This is a genomic window from Beijerinckia mobilis (assembly GCF_000745425.1).
Lineage (GTDB): Bacteria > Pseudomonadota > Alphaproteobacteria > Rhizobiales > Beijerinckiaceae > Beijerinckia > Beijerinckia mobilis.
Genome location: NZ_JQJH01000006.1, coordinates 1 through 21707, shown reverse-complemented (window position 1 = coordinate 21707; position 21707 = coordinate 1). Strand labels below are relative to the sequence as shown.

Sequence of the window (21707 nt, the reverse complement as noted above, 5' to 3'; positions counted from 1 at the left end):
GTTTATGACGCGCTTTGGGTGCCGATTAAAGAGAGATTGGAGCGTTGCGGGTGTCTCCACAATCGCTCCACTCAAAAAATGATAGTTTTTTCAAGGAGGTGGGAATCGCGAAGCGATTCAATCTTGAGAAATGCTTTAAAGTGCCGGCGCGGCACGTTTGATCTTCAGGCTCTGGGTCGCGAACAAAAGACCATGCTGCAGGCCGCCGCCGTCAATGCCATGGCCGATGCCAGTGGAAAGATGCCATTGATTGGGGATCCCGGCTTCTGCCAGATGGCCGGCGGCGAGGAACATGGCTTCAGCGGAGACGACATCGTCCTGGGTGCCATGTACAAGCAGAATCGGTGGATGCTGGCCATTGGCGAGGCGCGCATTGGCGGTGCCGAGATGTTCGGGGCCAACCAGCATGCCGGAATAGCCCAGAATGCCGGCTGGCGCCTCAGCGCGGCGCAACCCTGCATGCAGCGCCAGCATGGTTCCCTGGCTGAAGCCGACGAGCAGCAGATTGGCGTCGGTGAGGCCGTAGCGTTTGAGCTCAGCGTCGAGAAAGGCGTCGAGCACGGGCCGCGCCTTGTTGAGACCTTCCCAATGCGAGGCCGGATCATCCTCTGACACCGGAAATTTCAGTGGGAACCATTGGCGCGCATCCGGCGCCATGGCGCAGATTTCCGGCGCATGCGGGGAGACGAAAGTCGCGTCAGGCATGAAACTCTGCCACTGCTGCGCAATGGCGATCAGATCGTTCCCATCGGCTCCATAGCCGTGCAGAAACACGACCAATTGCTTCGTCATGCGCGACTTGGCCGCGACACGCGGGCCATCGATCTTTGCTACCATTTTCAACTTTCGCCCGCATTAGTGCGTTTCAAATATATCTGAAACGCTTCACTCAACAAACGGAGCCTTTTCAAACCAATGGAATCGCAAACCGATTCAATGCCATTGGAAAATGCTCCAGGTCATCGGTTCCGGCGACCGGCCGATGGACATTCTCCTGAATTGCCCGCTCATTTCATGACTGCATCGTCGCCGTCACCGCAGAATCTGTGGACGGCGGCTTTCTTTGACGATGATCTGTCCCCATGAAGCCAAGATAATGATGGCAAGGTGATGCCGTCCGGCCTCTGCCGATCGGCGCGGATTCATATGATCTACCTTCTGCAAAGCTTGTTTCGATGCGATGGTCAAGGTGCACGGGTCAAGGTGTAGGGTCAAGGCGCCGCATCGTGATCGCGGTGGCGCCGGGAGATGTCAGGGCAATTTTCCTGCCTCGGCTGCTGCCGCCTCGACGAGTTGATGATCGAGGTCCCTGCCGAGGGCATCGCGGCCGCTGAGACCGCCCAGTGCGGGATGCGCCCGCATCAAAAATCCATGGACGGTCCAGGCATCACCGAGAATGTCGAGGAGCCGTGGGATCACGGCGAAAGGCTTGCCGGTTTTTTCATCGCATTGCCAGATCGGGAATCGATAGCCTCTTCGGGCGCCTTCGAGGCCGAGCAGAATGTGTTTTTGCCGTTTTGCATTGACGGAGGTTCGGCTGATGCCGAGCTTTGCGGCAAGGACGTCGCCGCTGACCATATCGGCTCCGGCGAGAATTTGCGCCGCGTGGTCGAGCTTTGCGGTTTGCCCCATCGGAGCATCATCCATCGGGCGCCCGAGGCTCGATTTCAGCGGCTCGACAAGAACCAAGCAAACTTCTCCCCGATGGATCGTCGCGGTAATGCGTCCATGGCCGCCCGCGCGTTCGATCGTCTTCTGGGCGGTCTCTATGCCGGCGCGCAGCGATTTCTTGTGCACATCCTTCTTCGGTTCCGGCAAAAGATCCGTCGCGAATGTCACCACGCAACCGGGGCTGGCCGCATCGTTTCCAGCCTTGCGCGCGCGTTTCGATTTTGTCTTTCCACCTGCCTTGCCGCCTGCCTTGGCCGGCTTCTCGACGGTGGATTGGCCATCAGGCTCGGCGGGGAACTTGTCTTTCGATCGAGGCATAGTGAGACCTCTTCAGGATCTTCATCCGTTCCAGTCTGTTCGAAACGGCGAATTCTGCAAGCCTTTCAGAAGTATTCCATAGATCGCTTTCATGAGGTGCCTCGCGAATGCGGCGGCGGCTTCCGCCGGACCTCATTATTCCGAACAGGTTGGGATCAAGGTGCCTTGGTCTTGGGAGCTGTTTTCGAAGGGAGACACCCCGCAACAAAACGTCGGCGAGGGGTTCTCCGAGGCATTCTGCTTTCATATCTATGGCGGACATCTGGTGCGATCATTGCTGAAACTGCTGCGGACCGGCCCATGCTGGTTCAAGAACCTGTCGGAAAATCAATCAGGAAGAACTGCCTTCGGTCTTCTCCGCAGCCTCTCATTCGGTGCCGACATTTCCCATGACCCGCGCATTGTCCCATCCCGCTTTCCGATTTGCTCCCTCTCCCAACGGTTATCTGCATCTCGGCCATGCTTTTTCGGCGCTCGAAAATGAACGGCTGGCACGGGCGAGTGGCGGCCGGCTGTTCTTGCGGATCGAGGATATCGACAAGGACCGCTGCCGTCCCGAATATGAGCGAGCGATCATCGAGGAACTCCGTTGGCTCGGCATTCCGTTCGATCCTGAAATCCGGCGCCAGTCGCACCATCTCGCCGATTATGCGCAGGCGCTCGTGCGCCTCGAACGCAAGGGAATCCTTTATCCGTGTTTCTGCTCGCGCTCGGACATTGTGCAGAGGGTCAGGGAGAAACCGGATTGGCCGCGTGATCCCGATGGGTCGCCGCTTTATCCCGGAATCTGCCGGCATATGAGCCGCGAGCAGCGACAAAAGCGCCTCGCTGCCGGCGATACGCCCGCTTATCGGATCGATATCGAGAGGGCCACGGCGCTGGTCGGTGGCGGGGTCAGCTGGCTCGATTATGGTTCGGGCTCGGAAGGCCGGCTTGTAACCGCCGATCCACGGAAATGGGGCGATACGATCCTCGCGCGCCGCGATATCGGCACGAGTTATCATATTGCTGTTGTCGTCGATGATGCCTCTCAGGGCATTACAGATATCGTGCGCGGCGAAGATCTGTTCCATGCGACGAGTCTGCATCGGCTGCTGCAATCCCTCCTCGATCTTCCGGGACCCGTCTATCATCATCATGCCCTGCTGCGTGACGGGGCCGGACAGAAACTCTCGAAGAGCCTGCGTGCGAAATCCCTGCGCTCCCTGCGCGAAGAGGGACTAACGCCGGAAATGGTGCGGACGCGGCTGGTGCCTGCTCCCTCGATGGTGACCGAATTACAAAATGTATAATCGAGTTTGCATCGACACTTTGCCCGGTAAAAGCGAGACCGGAAACGCGGCTGCCTCTGAACGGTGATCTTTGCCGCGCGTGTGTTTGTCGTGTTCCCAGGCCTTTGTATTGGCGTTCCTTGCGGCGACCAATGGTATTGCTTACGCCTGATTATCCGAGGTTCTTCCGGATCCATTCCCTCCGAAATCCGTTACGCTTCAGAAAGAGGCGATTGAAACTGCGCCCGCGGGAAGGTGACGCTCAAGCCGAACGCCATGGTCAAGATAAGCCGCGATCCATAGTGTTCGGCATCGGTCCCGGGAGGCGGGGATGTTTCCTGGCCGTCGCGCTCACCTTGTTCGGTTTGCACCGCATGCAAAGGGGGAGGGAGCTGGATGAACAGGGAAAGACGTTTCAGCATCGCACGGATCCTCGTCTTTGGCCTTGTTGTGGGTATTGTCGCCGCCGCGATCATTTATGCCAATTGGGATACATCCGTTCAGATCGTGTCGATGGGCATAAATTCCATTCGCTATCTCGGTGCGCCGAAAGGAACGATTGTCACCGAAGTGGCGGAAGGCGCGCCACGCTCATCATCCGTTCGCAAGATGCCTTCCGAGGCAAGACAGGAGGCGACCGGGGTGGGGCAGGACTGGCTGAGCTATAACAAAACCCTGCGTTCTGACCGTTTTTCTCCGCTCGACGAGATTACTCCCGCCAATGTCGGGAATATGAAAATTCTGTGTACCTATGATACCGGGCAATATACCGGATTCAATAGCGGTTTGCTGGAAGTGAACGGCAGCCTGATCTTTGCGACGGAATTTGATCTTTTCTCCATCGATGCGAATGATTGCCGCGAAAACTGGCGGGTTCACGAAGACTATCAGCCGGCGCCGCCGCAAGGTGTGAGCCGCGGCGCGGCTTATCTCGACGGCAGGCTGTTCCGGGGAACACAGGATGGGCGTGTTCTCGCCTATGATTTCAAGACCGGGCGGCGTTTGTGGGAAACCGCGATCGCCGATCCCAAAAAGGGCGAAAGCGTGCCTGCGGCGCCGATCGCCTGGAATGGTCTTGTGTTTATCGGCAATGCCGGTGGCGATATCAAAGGTGTCAAGGGCAGGATGTATGCGCTCGATGCCGAAACCGGCAGGATTGTCTGGGAATCCTATCTCGTGCCGAAAGGTCCCGAAGACAGGGAGCGCGGGCCGCAAGGGCGATTACCGCTTGATGGGTCCAGCTGGCGGACACCACCTGGCTCACCCATAACCGGCGGGGCGACCTGGACGTCCTATACGCTCGACCCGGCTCATGGGCTGCTTTATATTCCTGGCGGTAATCCTGGGCCCGATTTCGCGGCCGATATGCGCGAAGGCGGCAATCTTTATACTGGCTCCGTCGTCGTTCTGGACGCAGGAACCGGCGATTACAAAACCCATTACAAAATTGTTCCGAAAGACTGGCACGATTGGGATGTCTCGGGAGCGCCGGTGCTGATCGAGACGGCGGCCAACAAACGATTGATGATCCTCGCGCCGAAGGACGGACATCTTTACGCCTTCGACACCAATGATCAGCGGCTCCTTTATCGCCTGCCGGTCACGAAAATCGAGAATGCCGAAACAGAATTTACGGCGGGAAAGCCGGTCCATTTCTGCCCGGGCGCGATTGGCGGGGCTGAATGGAACGGGCCTGCTTATGATCCGCGCAACAATCTCATCCTGACAGGTCAGGTGCAATGGTGCACCACCGTGACCCTGCAGACAAAAGAACAGTTGCAGGCCGTAGAGCCTGGAAAGCCGTGGTCCGGCGAAGCGTCGCTCAATCCTTTTGATGTATGGGGTAAGCAGGATGCCGTCTTCGACTGGGCTGGCTGGCTGTATGCCGTCGACGCCGATAATGGCCAATGGCGCTGGCGCGTGAAGACCAATTATCCGGTGCAGAGTGGCGTGACACCGACCGCTGGCGGTGTCGTCTTCTTCGGAGACATGGGCGGCAATTTTTATGCGCTCGACGTGAGTGATGGACGAAAATTATGGGGAGAAAAGATCGGTGGGGCCGTAGGCGGCGGTGTCATTACCTATCGCACCGGCGCCGCGCAACGGGTCGCCGCAGCAACGGGTCTGACCGAAATCCTGTGGCCCACGGAAATCACCACGGCCAAGGTTTCTATTCTCGGCCTCGATGAAAGCCGATAGGCAGGCCGCGTACAGAGTCCTGGCTGATGAAGGCCATTAGGTTGCACCATGTCTGTCAGTGATTGCGGCCCGTCGGCATAGCAAGGGAGGACCAAGCCAATGACCTTACCCGCTTCCAAACCCGCCTGCATTCTGGTGCTTCAGGGCGGCGGAGCCATGGGCGCCTATCATGTCGGCGCTTTTCAGGCGTTGCAGGAAGGCGGTTTCGAGCCCGACTGGGTCTGCGGCATATCAATGGGGGCCATCAATGGGGCGCTTATTGCCGGCAATGCCAGTGAGCGGCGGCTCGAGCGGCTGAATGCTTTCTGGTCGGCGATTTCGCGGCCGTGCCTGACGCCGCCCTTTGCCGACACGAACCTGAAGATCCTCGAACATTATTGCAGCTTCGTCACCACGCTTTTGACCGGCCAGCCGGGATTTTTCGAGCCGCGTCCGTTCAATCCCTTTTTTGCGCCCTCCGGCGTCTCGGCGACGAGTTTTTACGATACCAGGCCGCTCTATCAAACATTGTCCATGCTGGTCGATCTCGACCATCTCAATAACGGGACGACGACACGGCTATCGGTCGGTGCGACGAATGTGGAAACCGGGCAGTTGGAGTTTTTCGATACACGCGCCATGAAGGGCGGTTTTTGCCTGGACCATATTGCGGCGAGCGGTGCCTTACCGCCGGGGTTTCCCGCTGTCCGGATCGGTGACCGGCTGTATTGGGACGGCGGATGCGCTTCGAATTCCCCACTTGAAGCCGTGCTCGATGACATGCCGCAAGGCCACAGCATTGCTTTCATCATCGATTTGTGGAGTTCCAGCGGTCCGGCGCCGCAAACGATGAGCGATGTGCTCTGGCGCGCCAAACAGATACAATATGCAAGCAAGACGATGCAGCATATCAAATGGCTGGAAGCCAAGATCAATCTGCGTCATGCGCTATCTATGCTCGAAAACAAGGGTGCACCGCCGCCGGATGAACGGCTCGACCTCGTTCATGTCATCTATCATCCGGATGATGACCAGATTCCCTATAGCGACGCGGAATTTTCGCAAACGTCTATCGCTCAGCGCCGTGCTGCGGGCTATGCCGACATGCAGCGCATCCTGGCCGACAAACCGTGGTTACGCATCCATCGGGCGCCGCATATAGGCTGCGTCGTTCACCGCGTCAGCCGCGACGGGATCATGACGGTAAACGATGATGCGTGCTGCGAGAGGCTGGTTCCGCTTGCGCAGGAGGCTTTGTGCGCAAACCGGGAGCATCGCTCATGAATGCGATTGCATGAGCGATGCCTCGAGGCAATCGTCGCTTTATTCCGCGGCGCTTTTGGTGCCGAAGCGGTGTTCGATGTAATCTTCGACAATGGTCTTGAATTCAGCGGCGATGCCCTCGCCACGCAAAGTCATTTTCTTCTCGCCGTCTATGAACACGGGTGCAGTCGGGGTTTCGCCCGTACCGGGCAGGGAAATGCCGATATCGGCATGTTTCGATTCACCCGGTCCGTTGACGATGCACCCCATGACGGCGACATTGAGTGTCTCGACGCCGGGATAGCGGGTACGCCAGACCGGCATTTCCTCGCGGATATAGGTCTGGATATCGCGGGCGAGTTCCTGGAACACGGTCGAGGTCGTGCGGCCACAGCCGGGGCAGGCGGCGACGAGCGGCACGAAAGTGCGGAAACCCATCGTCTGCAAGATTTCCTGGGCCACGGTGACTTCGAGAGTCCGATCACCTCCGGGCTGCGGCGTCAGCGAGACGCGGATCGTATCGCCGATGCCTTCCTGCAGCAGAATGCCCAGCGCCGCCGAGGAAGCGACAATGCCCTTCGAGCCCATACCCGCCTCGGTCAGGCCGAGATGCAGAGCGTAATCGCTGCGCGCAGCGAGCATGCGGTAGACGGTGATGAGATCCTGAACCGCCGAGACCTTGGCGGAAAGGATGATACGATCACGCTTGAGGCCGAGTTCCTCGGCGCGGGCCGCTGACAGAAGCGCTGATTGCACCATTGCCTCGCGGGTGACGGCGCCGACTGCAAGCGGGCTCGCGGCCTTGGCATTTTCATCCATCAGTCTCGTGAGCAATTCCTGATCGAGCGAGCCCCAATTGGCGCCGATCCGCACCGCCTTGTCATATTTGGCGGCGATTTCCACGATGGTGGAGAATTGCCGGTCGCGCTTTTCGCGGAAGCCGACATTGCCGGGATTGATGCGATATTTGGCGAGCGCCTCGGCGCAGGCCGGATATTCGGTCAGCAGCCGGTGCCCGATATAATGGAAATCGCCGACGAGAGGGACAAAACAGCCCATTTTATCGAGCTTTTCGCGAATATGCGGCACGGCGGCGGCGGCCGGATCGCGGTCCACCGTAATGCGGACGAGTTCCGAGCCCGCCTTGGCGAGCGCCGCGACCTGCTGCACCGTCTGGTCGATGTCGGCAGTATCGGTATTCGTCATGGATTGCACGATCACCGGGGACCCGCCGCCGACTTGAACCGCGCCGGGCCCGGACCCGATGCGCACGCCGACGCTTGTGCGCCGCGGAGCGGGACCGGAAGGGAGAGCTAAAGCGGGATCGAGCAGGATCGCGGAATCGGGATCGTGGGTCATGCGAACCTTGGGTTGGGAGCCCTGGGGGCTCATGGAACGACTGTAGCTCAGGGGACGAAACAGAACGTCTTTGCCGGTTTGGTGCGGGAAAACCGGCCCGGCGTCAAGTCACTCGCGAGACGATGGTTCAGGCCCTGCGTGGAAATGTTGCCGCCGCCGCGCCTGCGCCGAAAAAGGCGGGAGAAGCCGGCGGGCTTCAGGTCTGCAGGCAGCAGGCCTCGCACAGGCCTGCGATCTCCATGACCTGCATGCGCGGCTGGAAATGTTCTCGCGTCGCCAGCGTTACGAGCCCTTCGGCGAGTTCAGCCGAACTGGCCTCGATGACCTGTCCGCATTTTTCGCAGATCAGGAAGACGATCGGCTCCTTGTCGCCATGGCCATGGCGACAGGCGAGATAGCTGTTGCAGGAAGCAAGCCGATGGATGAGGCCGTTTTCGAGCAGGAAATCGAGCGCCCGGTAGATGGAGATCGGCGCCGGCCGCTTGCCGGTGGCTTCGCCGATCTTCTCGATCATTTGATAGGCCCCGAGCGGCTTTCGCTCCTGCGCGAGAAGATCGAGAATCCGCCGCCGGCCGGGTGTCAGCGGGACCCCTGCGCGGGCCGCTTTGGAGGTGGCCTCCTCCGCGCATTTCTGGGCGGGAGGGGACGGCCGGGTCGCGGGAGTTTCAGGACGCATAATATAAGCTTAGACCATTATAGGGGTGGCGTGCAAAATTTTCCTTCCGGGGAAACGGCCATGAAAACAAAGCTGTATTCTCTCCGAGAAACAAGCGTATGGCGCGGGTATGAAGAATGGGTACCAGTTACGCCCGAACGCGTGAGGCGCCAAACCCGGAAGATTGCCAGGAACATTCAGCCTTCGTGCATATTTATGGATGCATAAAGGCTGCCGTTCAAGGACCCTGGATGCCCGTGGAAAGCTGATGAGATCTCTGGCTTTTTCATCTCTTTCCGCAGCGTTGGAGCCATGACATCATCGATATTACCGTCGGGTCCGATCGGTCCGGCGGCAGGCGGATGACGCGATGATCCATGGATCATGTGCTGCTCAGATTTTTGAGTGCAAGCAAACTTTGGAAAGTTTGCTTAGGGTGTGTGGGCGATTCCCGCTGTCCAAGGCTCGCGTGGAAACGGGGGAGTCTTGCGACAGGTGATTCGATTGGAGATCATTCGGTCGGGTGAATTTCGCGGGACTCCCATGCTTGGGCCGGGCTACCGTAACATGCCGCTGGAGACAGGCCCTATGGTCAGGGCGAAATGGGTATAGCCGTTGATCCGGCCGGATAAAGATCTGCGGGCGCGGTGCTTGAAGCATTAGGTGGGGGCTGTTTGATGCGTGGGAATGAACTGGAAGGAGAAGCCACAGGCGGCGCGGGACAGCAAAAGGAGAAGAAAAAAATCAGTCTCGCCTTGCAGGGTGGCGGTTCCCACGGCGCCTTCACCTGGGGTGTGCTCGATACGCTTCTTGCCGACGAACGCCTTGAAATTGCGGCTGTGACCGGTTCCAGCGCGGGTGCGATGAATGCTGTCGTCATGACGCAGGGCTTCATTGAGAACGGACGCGCCGGCGCACGGGCGAAGCTCGCTGAATTCTGGCGCAGCTTGAGCGTCGAAGGCCAGATGAACCCCATACAACGTGAAGTCTTCCGCATGTTCTTCAGCGGCTGGCCGCTGCAGACCCAGATCACGAGGTGGTGGGCGGATCTCGTGACGCATTTCGCGAGCCCCTATGATTTCAATCCGTTGAATCTCAATCCTTTGCGCGACCATCTGCTGCGGATGGTTGATTTTCCAAGCATCCGCGCCTTTCGTGATTATCCGCTCTATGTCGGCGCGACGAATGTCCACACAAGCCAGATCCAGGTCTGGCACAGCGAGGAATTGCAGGTCGAACATGTCCTGGCATCGGCCTGTCTGCCGTTCATCTTTCAGGCGGTCGAAATCGACGGCGTGCCTTATTGGGACGGCGGCTATCGCGGCAATCCGGCGCTTTTCCCGCTGTTCTACGGCACCAAATGCCCGGATATTGTGATCGTCCAGATCACGCCTTTCGTGCGGCTTTCGACGCCGCAATCAGCGCGCGATATTCAGGACAGGCTCAACGAAATCACCTTCAACGGCGCCCTGATGGCCGAAATGCGCGCCGTCGATTTCGTCAACCGGCTGGTCGATAACGGAAAATTATCGCGCGACGAATATTTGCGGATCAATCTCCATTGTATCGACGGCAGTTCCTATCTTGAGGCCTATTCCGCCGTCACCAAGCTCGATTCCTCCTGGCACCTGATGGAAAGTCTCTTCCATCTGGGGAAGAAAGTGGCGGACCAATGGCTGGTGACCACCTTCGATTCAATCGGCGTGAAGGGGACGCTCGACCTGCGCCGGGCCTTTACGGCTGCTTGAGCGCAGACGTCGATCAGAGCGTCTGGAAACGATAGACGCCGCTTTCCTTCTCGCAGGAATCCTCGATCGTGCGGGAGACCGGAACATTATAGCGCGCGATGCATTCGAGCTTCTCGCGCGCGAGATAGGAACGCCCCGGATCGCCGATCAAGACGAGCGCGCCGCGGCGATGCAGCCTCTCGAGCCAGAGGGTGACGCGCTCTGCCATGTCGCGCTCATAGGAAACATCTCCGGCAAGGATCACGTCCCATCCTGCGTCCGTGCCGATGAGATCCTCGGCGCGGATCGTCAGTGACACAGCATTTTCATGGGCGTTGCAGGCGATGGCCGCTTGCGCGAAGGGATCGATCTCATTGGCTTCGACGCTGGCAGCTCCGGCCTTTGCGGCGGCGATCGCCACAAGCCCGGAGCCCGAGGCGAAATCCAGCACGTTGCGGTTTTTTACGAGTTCGCGATGGTCGAGAAGATAGCGCACCAGCGCTTGCCCGCCTGCCCAGGCGAAGCCCCAGAAGGGTGGCGGCAGATGCTGGCCGTTTCGGAAAATTTCCGTCTGTTCCCAGAGAGAGATCGCGTCCTCGGCCAGATACAGGTGGATCTCGGGCGCGAGTGGAACCGGCGCGAGCCTTGTATGCGCGAGTACGAATTCTTTGTAGGCGGGATCCGGGTTCAAGAAATCAGCTGTCTTCCACGAGAATGACATGCAGAAAGCGTGGCCCATGCGCGCCGCGCACGAGCGTGCCTTCAATATCGGTGGTGCCACTGGCGCCGGTCACGAAATTGACGTTGCGCGGCACCGGCTGTCCCATGCTTGCGGCGACATAATCCTCCAGATAGCCAAGAATGCGGCTCGCTTCGATCACCACGAGATGATGCAGCGGGAAGAAATCGAACAGGGTTGGCGAATGCGGTCCTGAATGAAACACCAGAGTGCCGGTTTCGGCGATACCCCAGAGAGCCTTGCCGACGGCGACTATTGTATCCGATTTCACCTCTTCGTGCAGATGATAGCCGCTCCAGTCCATCGCCGTCAAAGCAGGTTCGGGCTGCAGGGCGATCTCGCGGGCAAGGCCATGGGTCGTGAGATAAATATCGACCGCTCGCGGCACATCGGCAAGGCTTGCGGCTTTGTCGAGGCTCGCCGCGACTTTCGGCGAGGTGATCTGCCGTTCGAAAAGCATCGGCAGGCTTCCCTCTCCGAGCCGGGGCCGGCCGAGAGAAAGATCGGCGATGAGAGCGTCGGCAGCCGCAGCGATCGCGCCGGCATCATTTGGCTCGCCTGCGGCGGTGGCCGTGTTTCCCTGTCTGAGGGCTGACAGAATAAGCTCGCGCGCGCTCATCATTCACCCTTTCGCTTTCAGACGCTGTTGCTGGTTCCATTCTTCCATGAAGGTGCGCGGCGCGGGCTTTGGAAAATCGCGATGGCGTGTCCATCCGGAGGCAAGCGGTAGGGAGCGGATCCAGCCTCCTTTGGCAAAGAGGCGCATGCCCCGTACCGCGAGTCTGGTGCCGATGTGATACAGGAAGGGGTGGCGCGCGCCAAACGCCCAGAAACCGAGCGACTGACGCACGATCTGGGGTTCGAGACCCTCGCGCCAGCTTTTCTCGCGCCATCCGCGCAGCAGCGTCGGCAGCGGAATATCGACCGGGCACACTTCCTGGCAACTGCCGTTGAGCGTGCAGGCCTGCGGCAGGTCATGGCTCTTTTCGAGTCCGTTGAAGATCGGTGTCATCACCGAGCCCATCGGGCCGGGATAGGCGCCGCCATAGGCATGGCCGCCGATCTGGCGGAACACCACGCAATGGTTCATGCAGGCGCCGCAGCGCAGGCAGCGCAGCATGTCGGCGAGGCCCTCATTGCGCATTTTCGTGCGGCCATTGTCAACGAGGACGATATGGAATTCCTCCGGCCCGTCGCGGTCGCCCCGTCGCTTCGGCCCGCAATGGAAGGTTGTATATTGGGTGAGATCGGCCCCTGTCGCCGAGCGCACGAGCAGGCGCAGGAGCACCATGGCATGGGACAGCGAGGGCACGAGCTTCTCAATTCCGGCGGTGACAATATGCACGCGCGGAATCGTCGTCGTCAGTTCGGCATTGCCTTCATTGGTGACGGTGCAGATCGCGCCTGAATCGGCGATCAGGAAATTGGCGCCGGAAATACCGACATCGGCGGCAAGAAAACGTCCGCGCAATTCCTCGCGCGCGCTCGCCACCATGGATTCGATATCGTCGCTGTTCTGCGGTTTGTGATGATTGGCGCGGAACAATTCCGCGACTTCCTCGCGCGTGCGGTGCAGGGCTGGCCAGATGATATGCGAGGGCCGGTCGTGCGCGAGCTGCACGATATGTTCGGCGAGATCGGTCTCGACGCGGGTGATGCCGGCGTCTTCCAGGGCGTGCGGCAGGCCGATTTCCTCGCCCAGCATGGATTTGGCGCGCGTGACGCTTTTCGCCCCGGCCTTGCGACAGAGATCAATGACGATGGCGCAGGCTTCGTCGCTGGTCGACGCCCAATGGACCTTGGCGCCGGAGCGTAGCGCGTTGGCTTCGAATTCGACGAGATAATGGTCGAGATGATCGATGACATGCTGCTTGATGCTTTTGCCGAGAGTCCGCGCTTCGGCAAAACCCGGCCAGGCCGCGACGGCCGCCGCGCGTTTGTCGCGCGCATTATTCGTCGTCCGGTCGATGGCGATCTTGAGCGTCTTGTTGTCGAGCGCTTCCTTGATCCGTTCATCGAACGGGATCGAGAAAGGATCACTCGCCTGTGCCGAGCTCCGCGCGGCGGAAGAGGCCGTAGTCATGGGTCAATCCTCCTCGCCTATGGCGGGACCCGAGCCGAACCCGGACAGAATTTCGGCGGTATGGAAGACGCGCGTCGCCGCGCCGCGCCGGTGCAGTTTGCCGGCCATGTTCAAAAGGCAGCCGAGATCACCGCCGAGCAGGAGATCGGCTTTGGTGTTTTCGATATCGCGCGCCTTTTCATCGACGATGGCGTTGGAAATCGCCGGATATTTGACGCAGAACGTGCCGCCGAAGCCGCAGCAGACATCATGACCGGGCAGGGGAGTGATGCTCAGCCCTTCGATTGCGGCGAGCATCTTGCGCGGCTGCTCCATCACGCCGAGCTGGCGTAGCCCCGAGCAGGAATCATGATAGGTGGCGCTGGCGTGCAACGTGACATCCTTCGGCATGAAATGGCGAATGTCGACGAGATAGCTCAAAAGTTCGTATGTGCGTGCGGCAAGCGCCTCGGCACGGTGCAGCCAAACGGGGTCGTTACGGAACAGTTCCGGATATTTATGGATCATCCCGGCGCAGGAGCCGGACGGCACGACGACATGATCGAACGAGTCGAATGCGCGAATGACATTGCGGGCCAGTGCGCGGGCGTGATCGTCATCGCCGGAATTGAAGGCCGGCTGACCACAGCAGGTCTGGCTTTGCGGAACGCTGACGTCGCAGCCCGCCTGTTCCAAAAGGGAAATGGCGGCAAAGCCGATGCGCGGACGCACGACATCGACGAGACAGGTCACATAAAGCGCGACTTTTGGCCTGTCGGAAACCGTTGGCTGATTGTGGAGTGGTACAGCATCCATGAGGGGCAATCTTGTTGACAGAGCGGATGAATGGGTGGGCTCGGCGGTTTTCCGAACGAGCCGCTTCCCTCACGCAGGCTGTTTCCGGAATTGATCATAGATCATTTCGTTCTCGCCCGATGCCGGCTGCACTCCCGCATTGCAGCATTTGACCGGTATCGAACGGGTTACATGGGCAGAAAGCCTGAATACGATTAATACCGATTTTTCGAAGGCCGTTTGCCGGGGATCACCTGGTGTGGTGATACCCCCTCTGATCGCGATCGCATTCAGTTGCCGAGTTGCATATGTTTTTGCGGACTTTTCGCTAATGAATGACCGTCAGCGTGAAGGGAAACACATAGACCTGCAGCATGATGAAAATGCCGACAAGGCAGGCGAGCACGATCGAATGCGGGAAGACGAAACGCAGGATCGCGCCTTCATGACCGAACCAGTTCGTGGCGGTCGAGGCGACCACGATGGATTGCGCATCGACCATCTTGCCCATGACACCGCCAGAGGAATTGGCGGCTGCCATCAGGATCGGCGACAGACCCAATTGTTGTGCCGTCACCGTTTGTAATCCACCGAACAGCACGTTCGAGGCCGTATCCGAACCCGTAAGTGCTACCCCGAGCCAGCCGAGCAGGGCGGCGAAGAAAGGATAGACGACGCCGGTGCCCGCGAAGGCGAGGCCTAGGGTGGCGTCGAGACCGGCGTAGCGGGTCAAGGTGCCGAGTGCCAGCATGGCGGCGATGGTGATCAGTGAATTGCGCACAACATACAGGGTGCGGCCATATTGTTTGATGAGAGAGAGCGGACCATAGCCCATCAACAACCCGCTGAGGATACCGGCGAGGAGGATGCCGGTGCCGCTCATGGTGAGAATGTTGAAGCTGAAGACTGCTGATTCAATGGTCGGCGCGGCGGCGACCGGCGGCATTTTCTGGACGAGCCGATGCAGTCCGTCGATCTCGAATTTCGGCAGGAACAGATTATTGACCGGAATTTTGAAACTTTCCGTGCCCCAGATGAAGACGATGACGCAGAGAATGAGCCAGGGCATCCAGGCCTTGATCAATTGCGCCCGCGTATAGGCCGGACGCTCGGCGTTCGTATGCGCGGTTGAGGGAACCGGATCGGCGACGGCGGCGCCGACCGATTGGGGACGCAGGCTGATATCGTGGCGGTTGGCGAAATTGGGATTGGTCCAGATGCGGCGTGGCTGCCAGATGCGCATGAAACCGATGAGACAGGCCATGCAGACGAGGGCAGCAATGACATCGACCAGCCACGGGCCGTGGAAATTCGAAACGAGAAATTGCGGAATGGCGAAGGAAAGGCCGGTGACGAGAACCGCTGGCCAGACTTCCAGCGTGCCGCGCAAACCCGCGAAGGCGGCGACGACCCAGAACGGCACCATGACGGAAAAGATCGGCAATTGACGCCCCACCATGGCAGTGACCTGGCCGAGATCGAGATGGGTGACGGCGGCGAGCGTGACGACCGGCGCGCCGAGCGCACCAAAGGCGACAGGGGCCGTATTGGCAATGAGTGACAGGCCAGAAGCGGCGAGCGGAGAAAAGCCGAGGCCGATGAGAATGGCGCCGGTGACGGCGACCGGGGTGCCGAAACCCGCCGCGCCCTCGAAGAAAGCGCCAAAGGCATAGGCCACGAGCAGAAGCTGCAGGCGGCGGTCTGCCGTCACATTGGCAATGGAATCCTGCAGAATGGCGAAGGATCCATTTTCAACCGTAAGCCGGTAAAGGAAGATGACATTGATAATGATCCAGCCGATCGGGAAAAGACCCGTCAGCGCGCCAAGCAGCGCGGCCTTGCCGGCCATGATTGCCGGCATGGTGAATCCAAGCGTGGCGACGAGATAGGCGAGCGCAAGCGCGGTGAGCGCCGCGAAATGCGCCTTGACCTTGGAAAAGGCGATCAGGCCCAGAAGACAGAAGATCGGCAGGGAGGCGATCACTGTCGAAAGAAGCCGGTTCCCGAATGGATCATAGATCTGTTGCCACATTTCATTCCTCCCCCGCGGCGTCGGCCGCTTATGTCCCCATTCGGCGCCGGCAGCGGGTAAACTGGCTGCGCGGACGCCTTGTCATTGATCGAGTGTCATTAGATCGGGTATCCCGAAATCGGTATCTCGTCATTGACCGACCGGGTCATGCCCTTTCGCAGGACCGCGCTCTCTGTGGATAAATTATTTTACCACGTTGCGCAATGCAGCAAACGGGGGAGAAAATTCAGTCGTTCTGCGGAGCTCCCGGCTGGCGCAAGGGATGGGCGGCGGAAAAAGCCTCGATTGCCATGCAGCGGTCGAAGATCGCCGCAAGCGTCGGATAGGCATCGAGCGTCCCGCCGAAAAGCTGTTGTCCAACGGCGAGGCTGATGACCGAAATGTCGGCGATCGTCGGCTGATCGCCATGGCAGAAGAGGGCGGTTTCCTTCTCCTGGGCAAGATGTGCTTCGATCGCCTCGAGGCCGAGGCCGATCCAGTGATGCGCCCATAGGGTCTGGCCGGCTTCATCTATGTGATAGGTCTTGGCCATGAAACCGCGCACGCGCGGTGTCACCAGCGAATGAGCGTCGCCGGCGGCGATCTGCGCCAGTGCGCGCGCTCTGGCGCGTCCGCGCGGATCCTTCGGCAGGAGCGGCGGCTCGGGATGGGTTTCATCGAGATATTCGAGGATCGCCAGCGACTGGACGAGAGGGGGGCCGTCACCGTCGATCAGCGCGGGGAGCAGGCCTTGCGGATTGACCGCTTTATAGGCCGGTTCCTGCAATTCGCCGGTGAAGATGTTGACGAAAATCTGTTCGGGCGCGAGTCCCTTGAGATTGAGGCCGATGCGTACGCGGAAACTTGCCAGAGACCGCCAAAAGGTAAAAATCTGCATGGTCGAAAAAGTGTCAAGGGAATGAGGCACAAGTGGATGCAACTATAAGGGCGGGTGAGAAATCTGTCGATCCACCAGTCGGCTGCGATGCGCGGCTGGTCTATATCGGCGTCCTGCGCACACCTTGGGTTGAACGCGGCGATTGTCCGCGTCAGGGGGATGAACAGGGGCCAGAATGCCGTATCGAACTCGATCCGCGCTGGCTGGAGGCGTTGACCGGGATCGAGGCCTGGCCGCGGCTCCAGGTGCTTTACTGGATGCATGAGGCGCGCCGCGATCTCGTCCTGCAATGGCCGCATGGGGCCGCAGCGCCCTCCGGCACTTTCGCCCTGCGCTCGCCGGTACGGCCGAACCCGATCGCTTCTTCGATCGTCACTTTGGTGCGGCGGGAACCGTCGGGCCTCATCGTGCGCGGCCTCGATTGCCTCGATGGGACGCCGCTCCTCGACCTCAAGCCGCATTGGGGTTGAGGATGATCGATCGTGCGGTGCGGATCTATACGGAAATGCCCAACTTAAATGACTGCGCCGGGTGATTCATAGAAATCGTAAACCATGCTATCGGATAAAGGGGCGATCTTGGTGGAATCCGGCGTGGGACCGATCACCTGAGGGATCTTCGAGCAGAGACTGCGATGCGTGACTCTTTGAAAGCCGGTTTTGTGTTGACGGTCCTGTCGGTTCCCATGCAGCTGTCGCCGGCGGGCGTCTCGGCGCAGCAGGTTTCCATTACCACGCCTTCCAGCCTTCCACTCGATAGCGGTCCCGTTCTCGATCCCGTCGTTGGTCCTCTCCTGAACGGGGTCTCTCCTTCCAGTGGTCCTCTGACATCCGGTAATTTTCCTGCTCGCGTGGATGAGATCGTCGCCAACGTGCCGCTCAATACGCAATCCGCCTATCAGGCCGCCTATGGGCTTGCCTTTGTAGTGCCGCAACAGGCCCGCGCGCTCCTGGCGCGCGCGGGCGACGTCTCTAATACTTTCGTTCAGGCGGGGATCAATACGCCGACCAGCGCGATCAGCCAGAGGATCAACGCCACAGTCAATGCTGCGACATCGCTTTATTCCGCCCTTTATGATTCTAATGGCAATCGGCTCGACTGGACGCAGCCGACCAATGTATCCGCCTATGCGATTTATCAGGCCTATACACTGGTTCAGTCCTATTATGCGAGCGCCTGCGCCACACCGACCTCCACATCCTGCACGCAAGTCACTGCGGCTTTGGGTGGCAACCCGGCGCAGAACAATGGCAATGGCGCGGCGCTGACGCATGGTCTTTCGCCCACTGGGCCCGCAAGCTCCATGACCCTCGCCGATGTGCCGAAACAGGCACTCGCCCTTCTCGTCACGCGCTTTCCTTATCTGAATGACTCACAGCTCACCGCCGTGCTCGCCACCACGGCGCTTTCGGCACCCTATCCGACCGGCCTGGGTGATGCCTATTCGGCATGGGGACGCCTGAATTATCAGGGCGCTTATGGCGGCTATGGCGCCTTCGATTCGCAGGTCGTGGTCAATATGGATGCGGCAAAGGGCGGTCTCAACGCGGCCGATACCTGGAGCAATGACATCACCGGCGCCGGAGGGCTCACCAAAGAGGGGACGGGAACTCTGACATTGACCGGCACGACCTCCTATAGCGGGCCGACCATTGTCGATGGCGGCACGCTGATCATTGCCGGCTCGATCGTCTCGCCGAGCACGGTGAATGCGGGCGGCACGCTAGCCGGTAACGGGACATTCGGCTCCGTCACCGTCAATAAGGGAGGCACACTGGCGCCCGGCGCTCCGGATCAGATCGGCCACATGGCCATTGATGGGTCTTTGACGTTCAATCCCGGTTCCGTTCTGTCGATCAGGGCGACACCGACCGCGTCGGACCAGATTACCGTCTCCGGCCCGGTCTCGATCACGGGTGGCAGCCTCTCCATCATGGCCGGTGGCGGCTTCCTGCCGCAGACGCGTTACACGATCCTCGACGCCAAGGACGGTGTCAGCGGCTCGTTCTCGAGCATCAACACCAATCTGGCTTTTTTGACGCCGACGCTTGGCTATGGCGCCAATGATGTCTTTTTGACCCTGCGCCGCAACGATGTCAGTTTCGAATCCGTCGGTTCCACCCCCAATCAAATGGCCGTCGGTGGCGCCCTGACGGCTGGTGCGGGCACCAATATGAGCGATTCGGGGGCGGCGCTTGTCAATTCCATCTCCATGCTCGACGCGGCCGGCGCGCGTGCGGCTTTCGATCAATTATCCGGTGAAGGGCTCACCGCCGCCCAAAATCAGGCGATCCGCACGGCTCGTGTGGCGAGCGTCTCGGTGGCAGAACAGGCGCTCTCCGGGCTGACCGGCTTTGGCGGCGCGGCGAATATGGTGACTGTGACGGAGCCGTCGGCGCTTCCAAAGGCGGTTTCGAGCTATGCGCCGGCGGAGGCCGCCATGGCTTCGCCGATCATCGTCGATCCGCGTGAACGTCAGCAGCGCACCGCGCCTCGCTGGCGTGTCTGGTCGACCGGCTTTGGCGGGACCATGAATTTGAGCGCCACATCCACTGTCGCGGGACAGCAGGGCGATTTCTATGGCGGCGTGATGGGCATTGATTACAAGGTCCAGCCGAATGTGCTTGTCGGTATCGCAGCTGGCGGCAGCTATTCCTGGTTCGATGTTGCTCAGCGCGCGACAAGTGGCAATGTCACCGGCTTTCACGGCGGCGTCTACGGCATTGCCGATTTCGGACCTTTCTATGGAGAAGCCTCGGTCATGGTCTCGAGCTTTTCCAACGAGACCCGCCGGGCAATCGCCAGTTTCGGTATGCTGGGGCCGTCGCTCGAAAAAGCCTCGTTCGGCTCTCTGGAGATTCGCACCCGGCTCGAAGTTGGCCATATTTTCGAGATCGCGGCCACCGAACACTTGCCCGGATTCAAATTCGCGCCTTTCGTGGCGCTGGAGATCGCCCATTTCCGGACCGACAGCTACAGTGAATATAATGCTCTAGGGGGCAGTAATGCCACCAGCTTGACCGGCCAGGCACAGGCATTGGCGGATGTTCCTGGCGTGATTGGGGCACGGTTCCAGTTCACGCATGATCTTGGCAATGGCATGGTCCTGCGGCCCAATTTTTCCGTGGCCTATCTCCATGAATTCGCGCCGCAGCGGACCTTGAACAACAGCTTTCTCTCCCTGCCGGGCACGCTCTTTCAGGTTTCCGGTGCGCATCCTGCCTGGAATGCGGTGCAGACCAAAGTGGGCTTCAACCTCGATATGAGCGAGAATGTCGGGCTGTTTGCCAATTTCGATGGCGAATTTTCCGACATCCAATGGGTCTATGGCGGTAAGGGCGGTGTGCGGGTCGTCTGGTGATCTTGGCTTTCGAGGGGCGCGAAGCGAATTCCCCCGGACGATCTATGAATGTGTAACAAGAAATCATTTCAATTTTTGATAATCACTTTAATAATGGATAGCAGCAGATAGTTTGTGTCAACGAAGCTCCGTCGTGTCGCGAAAATGCGCGGAGCTTAATTGATCGATAGTCTACTGGCTGCTTCTTTCATTGCACCTGTTTTTTTAAGAATATTAAGATCCTGTATAATGCCGCGGGGGGGAATATAATGGAAGCGCTCAAATATTTGCAGCAATATTTTCGGGATTATCCAACCGGGGGCGCGATTTTAGCCGGTGCCATTGCATGTTTTGCAGCAGTCATTGTTATTGCTTCATTTGGCGTCGATATTCGAGGATCAATACCAAATGTGATCTATGTGAGTGCGATCGGTGTTGTATTCTATCTTATAACACAATTTTTGAGTGAGCCTGCCGCGAGGCGAGCAGCGGGTTTTTTTGTAATTTTCCTCATTGTAGCCTGGATAGGGGCATTTATAGGGAGCAAGGTGTACCCGGAGAATCTAAGCTTGCGATGCACAGTAAATTTTTTGGAATCTTGTTCTTTAACGGCGGATGAGATCGCCGCTAAGGATGGGAATAAACCAAAATTGAAAGATATTCCTAAGGATAGTGATATCAGCCAAGATATAAAATCAAAATATCAAGTGTTTATGCAATTTGCAGGTTATGATCGCAATACGATTATTACGCTTGCGAATGCTTTGGCAAATCAAGGCTGGAATGTTATAGGACGTAATAGAGGGGGAGAGCGTATTGGCAGTGCTACAGGACTTGCAGAAGTCCGTTATAGCAATTCTTCAGCGAAGCCTGCCGCCGAAGCGCTTGCCGTCGCGCTGAATGCCAGCAATATCTCAAATAAAACGATCAACGCCGTGCAAGTCGATATTATCCGTCCAAATGTTTTAGAGGTGTGGATCGGCCAGTAGGGGCAGGTGTTTATGCTGCGCGCCCTCGTGCCATATTGGAAATAGAGCGTTGCGACGGAAGTCGGTTTAGGTCCTGTTGACGAATGCGCGCATCCAGAGGCGAATAGCGGCGATATGAACGAAGCCAAGGTAGCTTTCGGCGGTTTTATCGTATCGGGTCGCGAGGCGGCGTGAGTTTTTGAGCTTGTTGAAGCACCGCTCGATGCGATTGCGCAGGGCGTAGATGTAATCGTCGACGGGGATTTGCGTTTTCCGGTTTTTCCGGGTCGGGATGATGGTGGCCGCGCCTTTTGTTTCCATTGTCTCGCGAATATGGTCGCTGTCATAGCCGCGATCGGCCAGAAGCACCTTCGGCTCCGGCCCTTCGGCTTCGATCAGCGGATCGAAGCCTGAATAGTCCGAAACCTCGCCGCCGGAGAGCGTAGCCGCTA

19 protein-coding genes are annotated in these 21707 nt (G+C 59.0%); 7 read left to right on the top strand and 12 right to left on the bottom strand.

The features are described from left to right. Positions 1-135: 135 nt before the first annotated feature. Positions 136-837: an alpha/beta hydrolase gene (locus tag DL88_RS07820; RefSeq protein ID WP_034994448.1), complete on the bottom strand. Its 702-nt coding sequence runs from the start codon at positions 835-837 to the stop codon at positions 136-138. A 414-nt stretch (positions 838-1251) separates the two neighbouring features. Then, positions 1252-1989, bottom strand: a complete 738-nt coding sequence (locus tag DL88_RS19315; protein ID WP_051955733.1) for a lipoate--protein ligase family protein — start codon at positions 1987-1989, stop codon at positions 1252-1254. Positions 1990-2378: 389 nt separating this feature from the next. Here DL88_RS19315 and gluQRS point away from each other — a divergent pair, with 389 nt between their 5' ends. Further along, positions 2379-3281, top strand: coding sequence for a tRNA glutamyl-Q(34) synthetase GluQRS (gluQRS, locus tag DL88_RS07810; RefSeq protein WP_034994444.1), 903 nt, complete (start codon positions 2379-2381; stop codon positions 3279-3281). Positions 3282-3472: 191 nt separating this feature from the next. Here the strand turns inward: gluQRS and DL88_RS07805 are convergent, their stop codons facing one another. Continuing rightward, positions 3473-3682 (bottom strand): hypothetical protein, encoded by a 210-nt coding sequence (locus tag DL88_RS07805; protein WP_034994442.1) that lies wholly within the window; start codon positions 3680-3682, stop codon positions 3473-3475. Here DL88_RS07805 and DL88_RS07800 point away from each other — a divergent pair. Both DL88_RS07800 and DL88_RS07795 read left to right on the top strand, forming a co-directional pair. Then, positions 3657-5459: an outer membrane protein assembly factor BamB family protein gene (locus DL88_RS07800; protein ID WP_051955732.1), complete on the top strand. Its 1803-nt coding sequence runs from the start codon at positions 3657-3659 to the stop codon at positions 5457-5459. The genes DL88_RS07805 and DL88_RS07800 overlap by 26 nt on opposite strands. Positions 5460-5558: 99 nt before the next feature. After that, positions 5559-6722 carry a patatin-like phospholipase family protein gene (locus DL88_RS07795; protein WP_051955731.1) on the top strand — a complete coding sequence of 388 codons (1164 nt, stop codon included), beginning with the start codon at positions 5559-5561 and terminating at the stop codon, positions 6720-6722. A gap of 39 nt (positions 6723-6761) precedes the next feature. Here DL88_RS07795 and ispG read toward each other — a convergent pair whose 3' ends face one another. Next, positions 6762-8060 carry a flavodoxin-dependent (E)-4-hydroxy-3-methylbut-2-enyl-diphosphate synthase gene (ispG, locus tag DL88_RS07790; protein WP_051955730.1) on the bottom strand — a complete coding sequence of 433 codons (1299 nt, stop codon included), beginning with the start codon at positions 8058-8060 and terminating at the stop codon, positions 6762-6764. Positions 8061-8256: 196 nt separating this feature from the next. Continuing rightward, on the bottom strand, positions 8257-8736 hold the full coding sequence (locus DL88_RS07785; protein WP_034994440.1) for a Fur family transcriptional regulator: 480 nt from the start codon (positions 8734-8736) through the stop codon (positions 8257-8259). Between the two features lie 656 nt (positions 8737-9392). On the opposite strand from DL88_RS07785, the gene DL88_RS07775 reads away from it, so the two are divergent. After that, complete coding sequence (locus DL88_RS07775) at positions 9393-10463, top strand: patatin-like phospholipase family protein (RefSeq protein WP_034994433.1); 1071 nt, start codon at positions 9393-9395, stop codon at positions 10461-10463. Between the two features lie 13 nt (positions 10464-10476). On the opposite strand, the gene DL88_RS07770 is transcribed toward DL88_RS07775, so the two are convergent. The 6 genes from DL88_RS07770 to maiA form a co-directional block, all read right to left on the bottom strand. Next, positions 10477-11133: a class I SAM-dependent methyltransferase gene (locus DL88_RS07770; protein WP_034994430.1), complete on the bottom strand. Its 657-nt coding sequence runs from the start codon at positions 11131-11133 to the stop codon at positions 10477-10479. A gap of 4 nt (positions 11134-11137) precedes the next feature. Next, positions 11138-11803, bottom strand: coding sequence for a LutC/YkgG family protein (locus DL88_RS07765; protein WP_245270694.1), 666 nt, complete (start codon positions 11801-11803; stop codon positions 11138-11140). After that, a complete protein-coding gene (locus DL88_RS07760) occupies positions 11804-13264 on the bottom strand; it encodes a lactate utilization protein B (protein WP_084705051.1) in 1461 nt (486 codons plus the stop codon). It lies immediately after the preceding gene. A gap of 3 nt (positions 13265-13267) precedes the next feature. After that, positions 13268-14059 (bottom strand): (Fe-S)-binding protein, encoded by a 792-nt coding sequence (locus DL88_RS07755; protein ID WP_051955728.1) that lies wholly within the window; start codon positions 14057-14059, stop codon positions 13268-13270. A gap of 307 nt (positions 14060-14366) precedes the next feature. Continuing rightward, positions 14367-16070, bottom strand: coding sequence for an L-lactate permease (locus tag DL88_RS07750; protein ID WP_034994427.1), 1704 nt, complete (start codon positions 16068-16070; stop codon positions 14367-14369). Positions 16071-16296: 226 nt separating this feature from the next. Continuing rightward, a complete protein-coding gene (gene maiA / locus DL88_RS07745) occupies positions 16297-16947 on the bottom strand; it encodes a maleylacetoacetate isomerase (RefSeq protein WP_034994643.1) in 651 nt (216 codons plus the stop codon). Between the two features lie 32 nt (positions 16948-16979). Here maiA and DL88_RS07740 point away from each other — a divergent pair, with 32 nt between their 5' ends. From DL88_RS07740 to DL88_RS07730, 3 genes are all read left to right on the top strand, one after another. Continuing rightward, positions 16980-17417: an SAM-dependent methyltransferase gene (locus tag DL88_RS07740; RefSeq protein ID WP_034994425.1), complete on the top strand. Its 438-nt coding sequence runs from the start codon at positions 16980-16982 to the stop codon at positions 17415-17417. 164 nt (positions 17418-17581) lie between these two features. Further along, complete coding sequence (locus tag DL88_RS07735; protein WP_034994421.1) at positions 17582-20308, top strand: autotransporter family protein; 2727 nt, start codon at positions 17582-17584, stop codon at positions 20306-20308. A gap of 248 nt (positions 20309-20556) precedes the next feature. Beyond that, entirely contained in the window at positions 20557-21276 is a 720-nt protein-coding gene (locus DL88_RS07730) for a hypothetical protein (RefSeq protein WP_034994419.1), read from the top strand. Between the two features lie 66 nt (positions 21277-21342). Here the strand turns inward: DL88_RS07730 and DL88_RS07725 are convergent. Then, a partial coding sequence (locus tag DL88_RS07725; RefSeq protein ID WP_034994417.1) for an IS5 family transposase occupies positions 21343-21707 on the bottom strand: 365 nt, incomplete at its 5' end.